The organism is Aquimarina sp. TRL1, from assembly GCF_013365535.1.
GTDB lineage: Bacteria > Bacteroidota > Bacteroidia > Flavobacteriales > Flavobacteriaceae > Aquimarina > Aquimarina hainanensis.
The window spans coordinates 2,215,578-2,231,203 of record NZ_CP053590.1; the positions used below are offsets into that span (position 1 = coordinate 2,215,578).

A 15,626-nucleotide genomic window follows, 5' to 3' on the forward strand; every position below is an offset into this window, starting at 1 on the left:
AAAGAAAACAATGAACTCGAATATTACAGATACGAATGACTTTTTCAAGGATAAAGTTTTAGGTCACCCGGCAGGACTGTTTGTGCTGTTTTTTACAGAAATGTGGGAGCGTTTTTCCTTTTATGGAATGCGAGCTCTTTTAGTATTGTTTTTTACAGCATCATTATTTGATGAAGGTTGGGGATGGCCTAGAGAACATGCTTCGGCATTGTTTGGCTCGTATGTTGGGCTGGTTTATCTTTCTACAATGCTAGGGGGGTATTTTGCAGATAAGATAATAGGATTTCGTTGGGCAGTTGTCGTTGGAGCACTCTTGATGACCTTAGGGCATGGAGCAATGGCAGTAGAAACCCCATTTTTTATATATATGGGATTAGGACTACTGGTATTTGGGAATGGTTTTTTTAAACCAAATATGACTTCAATTATTTCTGAAATGTATAAGAACCATCAAGAGAAAAAAGATGGAGCGTATACGATTTTTTATATGGGAGTGAATGCAGGAGCATTTTTTGGTATTTTACTTTGCGGATATCTGGGAGAAAAAATCGGATGGAGTTACGGGTTTGGATTAGCAGGAATCTTTATGCTTTTTGGACTTATTCAATTTTGGCTGGCGCAGAATATTTTTGGAGATATCGGATTAAAACCAAAGAAGGAAGAACAAACAAAAGTATCAACATCAGAAGAAGATAATGATAAACGGGTGCCTTTTTCAAAAGGACAATTAGTGCTTATTACAATTTGTAGTGCTCTGGGAATTTTATGGATTTTGAATGATCCGGCAGCTAAAATATCAGAAGGAGCTTTTAATATTTTTGATTTTCAAATGTTAGGGCTGGAAGGAAACAACTTTGTGATTCTAACTGCGCTTGTTTTGTTTTTAGGGCTGTTAATATATAGGTTGACAAAGTATTCTCAGTTGACAAAAGAAAAGCTAATAGCAGTTACTTTTTTTGCATTTCTTACCATTTTCTTTTGGGCAATTTTCGAACAATCACCGAATACACTGACGGTTTTCGCTAAAGATTATACAGATAGAGTACTAGAAGGAACTTCAGCATATATTTTCAAAGTGATAAACACGCTTATAGCCATAGTGCCTTTAGGGATAATTACCTGGGTATTGTGGTTGTTGTTTAAACAAACCTTTGCGAAATATAAATGGTCGAATATTATTTTGGCTACTAGTTTTGTAATTGTCTGGGGAGTTACTATCTGGATGATCTCTAATGAATTTAAAGCATCTTCCTATAACGTTACTTATAGCAATGTTAACGGGAAAACAGAAGAGGTAAAAATAATTTCTTCAGAAGCATATAAAGAAAATGATGTTATAAAAATAAAGGATATCCAAAGTCTCTCTATTTATGACCAGAAAGAGGCATCTAATGGAAATAATAAAATAGAGAATGGATACCTGATTGATGGGAAAGGAAATCAAGTAGGAGAATGCCTTGCAGCTAAAGTTGTAGGATTCTCTAAAGAACCAAAACCAGGTGCTTTTGGAACAACAGTTAATAATGTAGATGTGGTTATTACTAATAGCCTAGGAGAATCTGTTTCTAAAAAAGTTAAGATTTCTTCTGAAGAGAAGGGTGAATTAAATGTGGGAGACGAGATATTGGTCAAAATTGCGCATTCGATTAAATATGACCTAAACCAAACTTCGCAAACAACCGCTACCATTTCATCTGTCAATAGTGCGGTAGAAATTCCTGCTAGTTGGTTTTCGATATTGAATTCATTGTTTATAATTGCTTTTGCACCTTTGTTTTCTAAGTGGTGGGAAAGCAAATACAATCCGTCTGCCAATATGAAGTATGGTATAGGAATGTTCTTATTAGCGATAGGGATGGCTTGTGTAGCTTTTGGAGCCAATGGAATTGAACCAGGAGCAAAAACAGCTTCAGTGAGTATAATTTGGTTGATTTTGGTGTATCTGTTCCATACTATGGGAGAATTATGTATTTCCCCTGTTGGTCTTTCGTATGTAAGTAAGCTTGTACCTGCCAGAATGATTGCTTTTATGTTTGGGGTTTGGTACTTAGCTGTTGCTATTGGAATGAAAGGAGCGGGTAAATTCGGAGAGAATATTGATAAGATTGCAGATACCGAAGGAATTAGCTATTTCTTTTGGATGTTGACTATTGTGTCTGTTGTTGTGGGAGCAATTTCTATTCTTTTTGAACCGATTATTAAAAAATTAATGCACGGAGTAAGATAAAAAATATGTGTTTTTTAAGCCCAAAAATGAATACATATTATAAGGAATGATTTTTGTTCCGACTAAACTAAAAAAAACTACTTATGAAAAACCTACTATTTATTTTTGGTATTTTGATTTCCGGGATAGTTTCATCTCAGGAAATTAATTGGATGACAATGAATGAGGCCTTAGCGGCGCAAAAAAAACATCCAAAGAAAATTTTTATGGATGTATACACTGATTGGTGTGGTCCTTGTAAATTGTTGGATAAAAATACATTTCATAATGAAGATGTGGTGAATTATGTAAATAAGAATTATTATGCAGTGAAATTTAATGCAGAAGGTACGGAGGAGATACATTATAATGATTTTACGTATACAAACCCAAATCACAACCCAGACAGGAAAGGGAGAAATAGTCAGCATTTCTTTGCAAATGCGTTAAAGATTAATGCGTATCCAAGTATTGTGTTTTTTGACGAAAATGGAAAAGTAATCGCTCCCGTAGCTGGGTATAAGACGCCTCAGCAATTAGAATTATTCTTAAAGATGATTCATAAAGATGATTTTAAAAAATTGACAACAGAAGAGGCATGGAAAGCATATGAGGCTTCTTTTGTGAGTACCTTCAAGAATTAGTAGGCAGATAATAATAACATCAAAAAACTCTCTATAGAAATATAGAGAGTTTTTTTATTTCTTTTTTTAAGTTAGTTAGTGTGTGAGATAAGTAATCAGATTACGAATTTTCTTGGTTTTTAGAGTCTTTCGTTTCTTCTTCTAGTTTGTGTTTTCGGATAGTTTCCAATGCCCACTTGTAATTATCATGGTTTTCTAAAGTAAACCCATGCTTTTTCTTATAAGCAAGCATGATTTTGTGTAATTTTTCTTCTGTCATTTTTCTAATGATTTAAAATAAATGTGTAATAAATTTAATAAATATATAAAAAAATTGACTAAAAATAAAAAATGAAGATTCTTATATATAGATGTTTATATTTGGTGTGGTTAGTTTAATTGTTTGTTTTATAGATGTGCAGCATGTATGAGAAATGGATAGAGAAAGGTGGCTTTTTTTAGTGGGTGTGTAAAATTGTTAATGATATTGGCAATAGTATATAATAATTTTTATCAAAAGGGAATTAGCGCTCTAAAATGAAGGCTCCTTTAGTATTCGTATTATAGAATGGAACTTGTTTTTTAATACAAGTGTTTTGCCACAACTGTACCATGCTTCTATAATTAGATCCATCAGCAACAATGAGTTTGGGGGCTAAGGTTTGGATAACTCGTTCTAAATTGATTTTAGGGGAGTTTGTCAATAAAAGTACATCAGGAATAGTTTTTTTAGTGGTGTATATCATACTACTATCTATAACCATGATGAGTTGATCATCGTATTGGTATATATTTTTTAATTGTTCGAAGGTTGTTTGATGGATATTATATTGGGTTTTATAAGAGGAATATAGTTGCTTTTGTATAGCAGAGGTTATAGGATTACTGCTGTATATTACTAGTTTATTACCATTGTGTATACCAATAACGCTGTTTTTTATCGTATGGTAAATTATTAGCCTGTTCGTATTTAATCGTATACGCTGTTCCAGGTTAAAATTACAGATCAGGACAATAAGGCTTGAGAAAAAGAACATATAAGAGGTCTTTTTGTTTTTATAGGTGATTCGGAATAGAGTAAAAATGGTAAGTAGGGTCAGAATTACAGAAATTCCTGAAAAAGGAATTGAGGATATCATCGCAAAATCATGAGAGGAAATCCATGAAATAATACCGTTCATTCCATCGAGTAATATACCTAATAAAGCCGCGATGCTATCGGGAAGTAAGTTTATAGATACCAGTATAATTGCAATAAAACCAATAAGAAGAGTGCTTCCAAGAAATGGTATTACCAATAAGTTGGTAAGTAGGAATAAAAGAGGGAACTCGTGGAAATAAAATAATGATATTGGCAGTATACCTATTTGAGCAGCAATAGGGACAGTAATAAGATCTCTTAGTTTTCTGTAAAAGATACCATTGATTTGGAGAAGAGAATCAAGCCTGGGTTTAATCAGTACAATTGAAAGCACAGCAGCATAACTTAATTGAAATCCCACATCATAGATAAACATAGGGTGATAACAAAGAATCACAAATATGGAAATAATTATAGCATTATATATACTTGCTTTAGTCGCTAGTGTAGTGCCCAGAGCGATAAATGAAAACATGACAGTGGCTCTGAGAATAGAGGGAGATACACCAGTTAGAATGGCAAAAAACCAGAGAAAAATAATAGTAAGGCTGACAGAAATATACTTTCCTTTTTTACCAAACCGATGTATTGGTGTTAAAAGATTTTGGAGTAATAACAAAAGAATTCCAATATGTAATCCGGATAAAGCAAGAATGTGTAGTGCACCGGCTCTTCTGTAATCAGTAAGTAAGGATGTAGCTATGTTTTGTTTTTGCCCTAAGAATAGTGCCTTGATAAGTGAAAGCTGTGTAGGGGAGAAATGATGTACTTCTAATTTTTTTATTAGATGCTCCCTGAGGTGGTAGGTGTAGTTATGAATAAGATTGAATTTTTCTTTACTTTTAATTAATTGGGGATAAGATGCTGAGATTTGATGATAGATGTATTTGTTTTGTAAATAGATGCTATAATCAAACTGCGATGGGTTTTTAGCAAAAGGAATGTCGGAAAATGAAGTGTAAACAATGTAAGAAGTTCCGGGGATAAGAACAGGGTTTTCTTTGGTTCGGATTATTTTTAATAATAGATGTCCAGATGCGCTTTTACCGTCAACAGAACGAATGTTGACAATATATCGATGGTAGTAGTTGGATGATCTTAATTGTTCCCGTACGTAGAAGTATATTTCATGTTTTTGCGAACTAAGGTCTGGGATTATGTTCGAATAGTGATGGTTGTAATTTGTTGGTTTGTGAATGTTGCTGAGGGCTATACCAAAAAAAGAAAAAGATATAATTGTCCAGCAATAAAAAAGAGATCCTTTTTTTAGAGATCTCTTAGTGTATATTTTAATACAGTATAAAATGCCAATGCAAATGGCGACTAGTAATAAGGATAATTTGAGAGATATAAGAATATATTCACTAATTAAAATCCCTGTTATGGTTGAGAGTGTAATAACCAGAAAAGGGATATTAATAAGTTTCATCATAAAATTCTTCGGGCTCCGACAAAGCAGCTATTCCAATAGCGCTCATTCAGGCTGGATATCGTTACTCCTTTGGAAACTGATGCATGAATAAATTGAATGTTTTTTCCACTGGCAACAACTAATCCTACATGATTAATGACTTTTTTGTTTTTATTCGTTCTGAAGAAAAGAAGATCTCCCGGACTAATTCGTTTTAAGGAAACAGGTTTTCCTTTGGATGCCATGCTTCTTGAGGTTCTGGGAAGGGGTACATTTTCTTTTTTAAAAGAGGTGTATATTAAACCAGAGCAATCCATTCCTCTTCTGGTAGTTCCTCCGTACTTGTATTTAGTGCCATTAAAAGTTTTTGCATATGAAATAATACTTTTAATTTTCTTATTGCTCTTTTTGTGAACCGAGGTTTTCTTAGCAGAAGCAAAACTTTTAGAACGCTTGGAACTTCCACAAGAAGAAAAGAAAAGTGAGGTTGCTATAAGTAGGAAAATTATTTTTTTCATATTACTCATTACTTAGGGATGGTCTTTTAATTAAAATAGGGCATGCCGTAGCAAATTAAACCATTATGAGCGATTTTCAAAATAAGGAGAAATACTTTCTTGAGATCTTTCCTGAAATTATAGGAAACCAAATGAGGAACAGGGTGTTTTTTAGGAGAATAAAGGGGGTGTTTTCGTATTTAAGGCTGGTTTTTAGTGGGTTGTGGTTAAATAATGTACATTTGATATACGTTGATGTTTTCCAGTGGTGTAACAATACAATATATGAGAAGAACATTGCTAATTTTCGGATTTTGTTTTCTTAGTTTTTGTATATGCATGAATGCTCTAACCCAGGATGAAGCTATCAGTAAGGATAGTGTTCAGAAATTGTTAGAGGAATGTACTTCGTATATAGTAAGACCAGAAAAAGAATATAAAGAGAAAGGAATTAATTTACTAAATCTACTAGAAAATTTAGTGAAGCAGATGGAAGATCCTTATCTGGAATTTTTGGTGAATAAAAACAAAATAATTTTTGCAGTAAGTAACAGGGATCCCGTTAACCTGGAAAAATATGTAACTAGAAATTTTGAACTACTAAAAAGAATAGATGATAAACGGGAATTAGGACTCAATTATGAAGCTTTAGGACTTCTTAGATGGTTGCAAGGGAAACAGGAGGAAAAACTACAGGCATACATCAAAGCTGAAGAGCTGTTACGGGAGTTTGGGAAACCAGAAGATTTAATTGATGCAAACTTTAATTTGGCACTTTCTTTTTTAAAAGAAAAAGCCTGGAAGAAAAGTATTACTTATGGCGTAGCCTCCATAAATGCAATACAGGAGGTCGGTCTAAAGAAAACGCAACTCAAGCATTTGAATATTATTTTAGCAACAGCTTATTTAAATCAAGGAAAAATAAAAGAAGCGAAGGAACGAATTCAAGTAATAGAGAATGATCCGTTTTATTACTCTGATGTTGCTTATTTTTCTGGAAAATTTAATGCGGTCAAAGGATTGTATTATGACAAGCAGAAAGCCTATGAAAAAGCGGCATACTATTACGGAGTATCTTCTGCTGATTATGCTCGTTTTGCTGAAGAAAAATCAAAAGAAGTGAGCTCTTTTCTGGCTTTAGAAAATACATTAAAACTTCAGGAAGCTGAAAATCAAAAAATACGAGTAGAAAATGAATTGAACAAAGAACGATTAAGAAGTGTGAAGTATATTTTCATTTTATGTGTTATTACCATTATCGTATTGATTGTTTTTGGAGTTAATCAGTTTAAAGCTTCCAGGTATAAATCAAAAGTAAATCAGGAGTTGTCAAAAAATTATGAAGCTTTGGTCGTGGCAAATAAAAAAGTTGATGAAGCATTACAGGCCAAGTCTAATTTTATGGATGCTGTAACTCACGAGTTGCTGACTCCGTTGAATACTATTAAGGGGGTTTCTTTTCTGTTGCAGAAAAAAGAGAGAAGTAAAGCAGAAGCACATCAAATGAAGCTGATCAATGTATCAAGTGACTATCTCTTAAGTATGATTGATAGTGTGATTCACCTGAATTCTTTAGATAGGGGGAAAGAACAAGTAAAGAAAGAGCTATTTAATTTTAAATTTTTACTCAATGATTTGTTGAATTCTTCATTGCTAACGAAAAATAAACATGATAATAAAGTTCATTCAGATATCGATGTAAATATACCTGATATTGTATTGGGGGATATGCTAAAAGTTTCGCAGGTAATTACCCACTTGTTAGACAATGCATTTAAGTTTACTGAACAAGGGGATATCTATATCAAAGCAGGTGCAAAATTCGAAAGAAATAAGGTGGTTGTAAGTTGTGAGATTAAAGATACAGGTATTGGTATTTCGGAGGAGGAGAAGGGGAGTATTTTCACTAATTTTTCCCAGGGATCTGTTGCAGTGAATAGATTGTATGGAGGAGTAGGATTAGGTTTGTCAATTGTAAAAAAAATAATAGACTTATTAGAAGGAGAAATAAGAGTAGATTCAGAAAAACACAAAGGAACAACTGTTTTTGTTTGTTTTATTTTTGATAAAGCAGAAGGAATAGAAGAAATATTACCAGGAAGTAAGGAAGTAGTACACCCCGAAGAAAAAATTAATGTTTTGTTGGTAGAAGACAATAAAGTAAATCAGCTGATAACAGAAAAAATTATTACTAATTATGGGTTTCGTTGTGATTCTGCGAATGATGGGGAAGAAGCGGTGGCATTAGCAGCAAAAAATGAATATGCGTTGATTTTGATGGATGTAATGATGCCTAAGATGGATGGTTTTGAAGCTACAAAACATATTAAAGGGAATAATAAAGATATTCCTGTAGTTGCCTTAACGGCATTGTCAGAAGAATTAAATAAGAAAAAATTTAATGAAGTAGGGATAGAAGAAGTGTTGAATAAACCAGTAAATCCTGAAAAACTATACCAAACAATTGTCAAGTATAAAAGATCGATGTCATGATTTCTTTTAATGATTTTAATATAGATACTCTCCTTGTCGGCTATATAAAAAAAAACACAACCTGTTGCAATATAGTGTTATATGAAAGTTGCTTTTTTTAAAAACAGCATGTCTTAAAAAGAGATAAATCCTTAATTAATTACGTTTTATACTGGTTTTTAGTAAGTTAATACAGTAAATAGTGTATTTTTGTAGTTCGTTATACACAATTTATTAAAAGGATTTATTGATGAGATTTTTATTTGTGTTTTGTTGTTGTTGGATGCTGAGCTTTGGAAACGGAGTCTTGGGAAAAACAAGCAATTCTCAAATTAACAAAGAGTATGTAGAGAAATTACTCGAAAAATCTTCCACCTATTTAAAAAGCTCCCATAAAGATGTAAAAGAAAAAGGGATCAAATTGCTTAATTTTTTAGAAGTATTGGTAAAGGATCAGCAAGATGCATATCTAAAATTGAAAGTAAATAGCGCCAAGATTGATTTTTTCTTAAATAATAGGGATACAATTTATGCAAAACAGTATATAGATAAAAACTTTGAATTAATTGATAGGATAAAAGATGAAAGAGAACTGGGGCTGAATTATGAAGTGCTAGGGGTTTTAATGTCATTGCAAGGAAAAAAGGAAGCGGCAAAGGCTGCTTATATCAAAGCAAAGGATAAGTTGAGTGAATTTGGAAAACCAGCTGACAGAATAGATATAAATTATAATCTGGCGATTATTCTTTTGAGAGAAGAAGCATGGAAAGCATCAAGAGAACATGCGCTGGCATCTTTAAAAGCAATTAAAGAAACAGGAGTAAAAAAAGATCGTGTAAAAAGGCTTCAGATGATGTTGGCGACAAGTCATATTTATTTAGGAGAATATGTTGCTGCTCAGGCTAGTTTTGATTCAATTTTACAAGATGCATATTACAAACCTGATCAGTACAACTTTGAAGGATTGTTTAGTCATACCAAGGGAATCTATTTTGAAGAGAAAAATGAGCTTAAAAAAGCAGCATTCCATTATAGAGAATCTTCTAAGCATTACAAGAAGTATGCTTATGAAAAAATGAATGAAATTAGTAGTTCAATAGCATTGGAGAATAAACTTCGCCTACAGGAAAAAGAAAATGATAAAATCCGGGTTGAAAATGAATTGAATAAAGAACGCTTAAAAAGTACGAAGTACCTCTTTATACTTTGTATGATAGTAATTGCAATTTTGATTGTTTTTGGTGCAAACCAGTTTAAAGCGGTAAGGTATAAAACAAAAGTAAATCAACAACTGACAAAAAATTATGAAGATCTGGTGCTGGCAAATAAAAAGGTAGATCTGGCATATCAGGCAAAATCTGATTTCATGGATGCAATTACTCATGAATTGTTGACTCCGCTTAATACAATAAAGGGAATTTCTTTTTTGTTGCAAAAGAGAAAAAAGAATACCGAAGAAGAACATCAAATGAAATTAATCAATTTATCCAGTGATTATCTGTTGGAGATGATTAATGATGTAATTCATTTGAATGCATTAAATAACGGGGGAGAGGAAATTAAGAGAGAACCTTTTAATCTCAATTTTTTGATAAAGGATTTAGTAGCTTCTTCTTTAGTTACTAAAAATAATAAGAATAATAAGATTCACTGTACCTTAGATGATAAGATTCCAGAAGTTTTATCAGGGGATATGCTAAAAGTATCTCGGGTAGTTACTCATTTATTGGATAATGCATTAAAATTTACAAAAGAAGGAGATGTTTACGTGTCGACTTCTTTGTTGCATAGCGGAAAAGAAACAGTAGATGTGCGGTTTGTTATAAAGGACACTGGCAGGGGAATGTCTGATAAAGAACGACAGCAAATCTTTGATATTTTTAATCAGGGATCTGTAAAAGTAAACAGAGAATATGGAGGTGTAGGTTTGGGGTTGTCGATTGTAAAAAAAATACTTACCCTATTAGAAGGAGAGGCTACCGTGGAATCCAGTTTGGGGAAAGGAGCCACTTTTTCTTTTGATCTTTCATTTGGTAGGGTAGCGACACAAGATAAGCCGCAGGAAAAAGCATTGAAAAACTCCTGGTCAGAAGATAAAAGCAGATTGAATGTCTTGTTGGTAGAAGACAATAAAGTCAATCAGTTAATAACAGAAAAAATTATTACGAATTACGGTTTTAAATGCGATTCGGCAAATGATGGTGAGGAAGCAGTTGCTCTCACCAGGGAGAAAGAGTATTCCCTTGTTTTAATGGATGTTATGATGCCCAAAATGGACGGTTTCGAAGCAACAAAACATATTAAAGGAATGTATAAAAAACTACCGGTAATTGCTCTTACCGCTTTATCAGAAGATCTTAATAAAGAGAAGTTTGATGAAGCAGGAATAGATGAAGTATTAAGTAAGCCTGTTAACCCGGAAAAATTGTATCAGACAATCGTCCGGTATAGCAAACCTATGTCCTGATAGCTTTAACAATTAATTGAGCCGTATTGTCACTTGCTCCTTTTCCTCCTAGTTTCTTTTCCAGATCATAATAGTCTAAAAATAAAACAGCCCGGTTATAGTCATCGGTAATGTGAGTTAACTCCTCTTTGAGTCGTTCGGGATTAAAATCATTTTGAATAAGCTCTTTGACAACTTCTTTCCCCATAATGAGGTTTACCAAAGAAATAAAATCTACCTTAATAACTTTTTTAGCAATTTGATACGATATTGCATTTCCTTTATAACAGACTACTTCTGGTATTTTAAACAATGCGGTTTCCAGAGTTGCTGTTCCTGATGTGACTAAAGCAGCATTACTGTGACTCAAAAGATCATATGTCTGATTCATAACCAGATGAACTCCTTCTTTTTTTATAAAGGGAGCGTAGAAAGAAGCATCTTGGCTGGGAGCTCCGGCAATGATAAATTGATACTTAGGGAAGTCATCGACTATACTGAGCATTACTTCCAGCATTTTTCTTATTTCCTGCTTCCTGCTTCCCGGAAGAATAGCAATAATAGGTCGGTCGTCCAATCCGTTTTTTTCTTTAAAAGCTTCGGGAAGCATTAATTTATGCTGTCCGATAGCATCGATTAAAGGGTGTCCTACGAAATGAACAGGGAATTTATGTTTGTCCTCATAAAATGATTTTTCAAAAGGAAGAATGACGTACATGGCATCGATACACTTTTTAATTCCTTTTATTCTTCCTTCTTTCCATGCCCATATTTGTGGAGAAATATAGTAATGCGTTTTGAAACCTTGTTCTTTAGCCCATTTGGCAATGCGTAAATTAAAACCTGGATAGTCAATAAATATTAAGGCGTCTGGCTGAAAATCAGTAACATCTTTTTTGCAGGTCTTAATATTTTTAAGAATCGTAGATAGGTTAAAAAGAACTTCAATAAACCCCATAAAGGCAAGTTCCTTATAATGCTTAACGAGGGTTCCTCCGACAGCACTCATTAAATCCCCTCCCCAAAATCGAAATTCAGCATCAGGATCTTCCTTAAGAATTGATTTCATAAGATTGGCTCCATGAAGATCTCCGGAAGCCTCTCCGGCAATAAGATAGTATTTCATGTGTTTTAATAGTTTTTAGTTGTCACATGATGCCCTGGATATCAATGAATATTACTTTATATGAGGTATCTATTTAATCTCGTAGGCATTATATTGTTATAAGTTATAAATTTTAATTTTGTGTACGATTTATAAACTCGCTTCCTCCTTTAATTAGTATAGCCCTGTCTAAATAAATTTACTAATTGCTACGCATATGGCTGCTATAATGGTAGCAAGAAGTACGCCACGTGCTTTATATGGCATATTTTTTTTGATAAAAAGGAAAAAAACAATCAAATTTAGGATAGCTCCCAAAACCAGTAGACTCCCGATTGTTCCATTCTGTACGGAGGCTGACAATGTCTCTGATAAGGATAGACCGTTAGGGCTTAGATAAGAAAATAGTAAAGTGCATATGATTACTCCGATACTATTGGCGATAAGCCCTACAATAAAACCAATTCCAATTTCTTTTTTAATCATTTAAATTCCAGTTGTTTAATTCTTGTATAAAATGGTGAGCTGTTAGGTCGAATTGAGTGGGTACAATAGAAATATACCCGTTCTGTAAAGCCCATTCATCTGTGTCTTCTCCTTTGTCTTCATTGATAAACTTGCCGGTTAACCAATAATAATCGCGTCCCATAGGGTTTGTTCTCTTGTCAAAATCTTCTACCCAATGAGCATTTGCCTGCCTGCATATTTTAGTACCTTTGATAGCGTCTCTATCCAGATTTGGTATATTTACATTGAGAACAATTCCTTTTGGCAGCCCATTAGCAATCACATTTTTAACAATGTTTTTTACAAATTTCTTAGAAGGTTCAAAGTTGGCATTCATAGAATAATCTAATAATGAGAAACCAATAGCAGGAATCCCTTCGATTCCCGCTTCAACGGCAGCACTCATGGTTCCTGAATAAATTACATTTATAGCAGAATTAGAACCGTGATTAATACCGCTTACGCATAGATCGGGTTTGCGTGGTAGAATTTGTCGGGTAGCCATTTTGACACAATCAACAGGAGTACCAGAACAGCTATATTCCTTCTGAGGGGCTTCCTTGTCGATTACAATAGCATCGCAGTATAAAGTGTTGTTGATTGTAATCGCATGCCCCATAGCGCTTTGCGGGCTATCTGGAGCTACCACCACCACTTCCCCTATTTCATTCATAACTTCAATTAACGCTCTGATTCCTGGCGCTGTGATTCCATCATCATTTGTAACTAAGATAAGAGGTTTTTTAGTAGACATAAGAAGGATTTTTTTGTAAAAATATTGAATATTATCGTATAAATACAGGCTTCAGATCTTAATTCATGATGGAAATATTTATTTTATTGATCCAGATATGAAAACAAGGGAATGTGTGGTAGAATTCCCTGCTTTTGTATCTGGTTTTTGAAGAAAAAAACAATCTTAACTTTTTGTAACATCCGTATTTTTTTTTCGTTTTTATAAAAGGTGTGTGAACATCGTCAGGGGATAATATTAGTTGTTTTAAAAAATATTTAGTAATATTACTTACTATTGGCATAGTGTGCCCCCTATTGTGTCTTGAATTTACAAAATAATAAGCGTATGAAAAAGAGTGCTCTGGTATTGATGCTTACCGTGATTGTTTCTGCTGTTTCCTGCAGTTTTACTACCAAAAACCAAACAGATCCCGATAAGGATAAGTTATTGATTGATTTAATTAGTTATGTACTTAGTAAAGGACATTATGATGCTAAAGATATAAATGACTCCTTCTCTAAAGGTGTTTATAAGGATTATGTAGAAGCGTTAGATCCTCTGAAAAGATTTTTTTATAAAAGTGATATAGAGGAATTTAAGAAATACGAAACACTAATTGATGATCAGATAAAAAATAAAGATATTTCTTTTTTTAACCTGACTTATTCCCGTTTGCAAAAGCGAATAGGAGAAGCAAGTGTATTATATCAGGAAATTTTAGATACACCTTTTAATTTTGATAAAAAAGAATCCATAAATACAGATTATGAAAATTCTTCTTATGTTACCAATAAAGAAGAGATGAAAGAAAGATGGCGTTTACAGTTAAAGTTTAACTCGTTATCTGGCTATTATGATAAGGTAGAAGAACAAATTGATTCTCTGACGAAAAATGATACATACAAACGAAAAACAGCTGTAGAATTAGAAGGAGAAGCAAGAGAAATAACACGAACGTCACTAAAAGAATATTTTGATGTAGCGAGTGATTTAGAAAGAAAAGACTGGTTTTCTATTTATATTAATTCTATTGCAGAAGAATTTGATCCGCACACGTATTATTTTGCACCTCAGGATAAAGATCGTTTTGATATAGCGATGTCAGGTAAGTTGGAAGGGATAGGAGCACGTTTGCAAAAAAAGAATGGAAATGTCAATATTGTAGAAATCATTTCCGGAGGACCTGTATGGAGAGACAATAAAGTACAGGTAGGAGATATTATTATGAAAGTTAGACAGGAAGACGAGCTGGAGGCGGTAAGTATTGGAGGAATGAGGCTTGATGATGCGATTACTTTGATCAAAGGGCCTAAGGGAACTAAGGTTATTTTGACAATTAAAAAAGTTGACGGAACTGTAGAAAATATAGAGATTACCAGAGATGTTATAGAACTTGAAGAAACCTATGCAAAATCTTCAATGGTTAAGAAAAATGGAAAGACATATGGCGTAATTAATCTGCCGAAGTTTTATTTCAATATGCAAGATTACAATCAACGTAATGCGGCAAATGATGTAAAGAAGGAAATAGTACATCTAAAAGAACAGGATATGGATGGTCTTGTGATCGACCTGAGAGGGAATGGTGGAGGTTCCCTTCAGACGGTAGTAGATATCGCTGGGTTGTTTATTGATAAAGGACCTATTGTGCAGGTGAGAACAAAAGGAGAATCTCCAGAAGTGTTGAGTGATAGAGATAGAAGTATTTTGTGGGATGGACCTTTAGTAATTTTGGTAAATGAATTATCGGCATCTGCATCAGAGATACTAGCCGCAGCTATGCAGGACTATAAAAGAGCTATTATTATAGGAAGTAAGCAGACGTATGGAAAAGGGACTGTCCAAAATGTAATGGATCTTAATCGTTGGATGAGAAGTAATGATTTTGGTGATCTTGGGGCATTAAAATTAACCACTCAGAAATTTTATAGAGTAAATGGAGGGTCTACGCAGTTAGAAGGAGTGAAGAGTGATGTAGTCGTTCCGGATAGATATAGTTATATAGATATTGGAGAAAAAGACCAGGAAAACCCACTGCCATGGGACAAAATCCCTGCTGCGGATTATACCCTGTGGGATGGTTATATAGATTTTGAGGAAACGATTACTAGAAGTAAGGACCGTATGGCACAAAGTGAGCAGTTAAAGCTGATCGATGAAAATGCAAAGTGGGTACGTGAAAAAAGAGATATCGACACATATTCTCTAAATTATGATGATTATAAGGCAAGTAGAGCTCAGAATGAGGATCAGGCAAAGCGCTTTGATGCAATTTATGACTATAAAACAACATTGACATTTCAATCACTTCCTTATGAGCGGGAGCTAATCCAAAAGGATACCGTACTGGCAGAAAAGCGAAAAAGGTGGCACGAAAACCTTAGTAAGGATGTCTATGTAGAAGAAGCTTTGAGTGTGTTAGAGGATATGAAAATTAATAACATAAGAAAGTCAAAGAGTTCTCTTTCTCTCAAAAATTAAA

At 33.6% G+C, this 15,626-nt stretch carries 11 protein-coding genes; 5 read left to right on the forward strand and 6 right to left on the reverse strand.

Going from position 1 to position 15,626, the window contains the following annotated elements; all coding sequences use genetic code 11:
* Positions 1-10 precede the first annotated feature (10 nt).
* Positions 11-2,227, forward strand: coding sequence for a peptide MFS transporter (locus HN014_RS09060; RefSeq protein ID WP_176028562.1), 2,217 nt, complete (start codon positions 11-13; stop codon positions 2,225-2,227).
* Positions 2,228-2,310: 83 nt separating this feature from the next.
* On the forward strand, positions 2,311-2,850 hold the full coding sequence (locus tag HN014_RS09065; RefSeq protein ID WP_176028563.1) for a thioredoxin fold domain-containing protein: 540 nt from the start codon (positions 2,311-2,313) through the stop codon (positions 2,848-2,850).
* Positions 2,851-2,950: 100 nt separating this feature from the next.
* Here the strand turns inward: HN014_RS09065 and HN014_RS09070 are convergent, their stop codons facing one another.
* From HN014_RS09070 to HN014_RS09080, 3 genes are all read right to left on the reverse strand, one after another.
* Complete coding sequence (locus tag HN014_RS09070; protein WP_176028564.1) at positions 2,951-3,109, reverse strand: hypothetical protein; 159 nt, start codon at positions 3,107-3,109, stop codon at positions 2,951-2,953.
* Between the two features lie 244 nt (positions 3,110-3,353).
* Positions 3,354-5,402: a ComEC/Rec2 family competence protein gene (locus tag HN014_RS09075; protein WP_176028565.1), complete on the reverse strand. Its 2,049-nt coding sequence runs from the start codon at positions 5,400-5,402 to the stop codon at positions 3,354-3,356.
* Entirely contained in the window at positions 5,399-5,899 is a 501-nt protein-coding gene (locus HN014_RS09080) for a C40 family peptidase (RefSeq protein ID WP_176028566.1), read from the reverse strand. The genes HN014_RS09075 and HN014_RS09080 overlap by 4 nt, the downstream gene beginning before the upstream one ends.
* Positions 5,900-6,217: 318 nt before the next feature.
* Between HN014_RS09080 and HN014_RS09085 the strand changes: the two genes are divergently transcribed.
* Positions 6,218-8,371 carry a response regulator gene (locus tag HN014_RS09085; protein WP_176028567.1) on the forward strand — a complete coding sequence of 718 codons (2,154 nt, stop codon included), beginning with the start codon at positions 6,218-6,220 and terminating at the stop codon, positions 8,369-8,371.
* Positions 8,372-8,600: 229 nt separating this feature from the next.
* Complete coding sequence (locus HN014_RS09090; RefSeq protein WP_176028568.1) at positions 8,601-10,817, forward strand: response regulator; 2,217 nt, start codon at positions 8,601-8,603, stop codon at positions 10,815-10,817.
* On the opposite strand, the gene lpxB is transcribed toward HN014_RS09090, so the two are convergent.
* The 3 genes from lpxB to surE form a co-directional block, all read right to left on the reverse strand.
* On the reverse strand, positions 10,807-11,922 hold the full coding sequence (gene lpxB / locus HN014_RS09095) for a lipid-A-disaccharide synthase (protein ID WP_176028569.1): 1,116 nt from the start codon (positions 11,920-11,922) through the stop codon (positions 10,807-10,809). The two genes, HN014_RS09090 and lpxB, sit on opposite strands and share 11 nt — an antisense overlap.
* A gap of 168 nt (positions 11,923-12,090) precedes the next feature.
* Positions 12,091-12,387, reverse strand: a complete 297-nt coding sequence (locus HN014_RS09100) for a hypothetical protein (protein ID WP_176028570.1) — start codon at positions 12,385-12,387, stop codon at positions 12,091-12,093.
* The gene (surE, locus tag HN014_RS09105; protein ID WP_176028571.1) at positions 12,380-13,162 is read right to left on the reverse strand and encodes a 5'/3'-nucleotidase SurE; all 783 of its coding nucleotides are present in this window, start codon (positions 13,160-13,162) and stop codon (positions 12,380-12,382) included. Before surE ends, HN014_RS09100 begins: the two co-directional genes overlap by 8 nt.
* Positions 13,163-13,489: 327 nt before the next feature.
* Between surE and HN014_RS09110 the strand changes: the two genes are divergently transcribed.
* On the forward strand, positions 13,490-15,625 hold the full coding sequence (locus HN014_RS09110; protein WP_176028572.1) for a carboxy terminal-processing peptidase: 2,136 nt from the start codon (positions 13,490-13,492) through the stop codon (positions 15,623-15,625).
* Position 15,626: the final 1 nt, after the last annotated feature.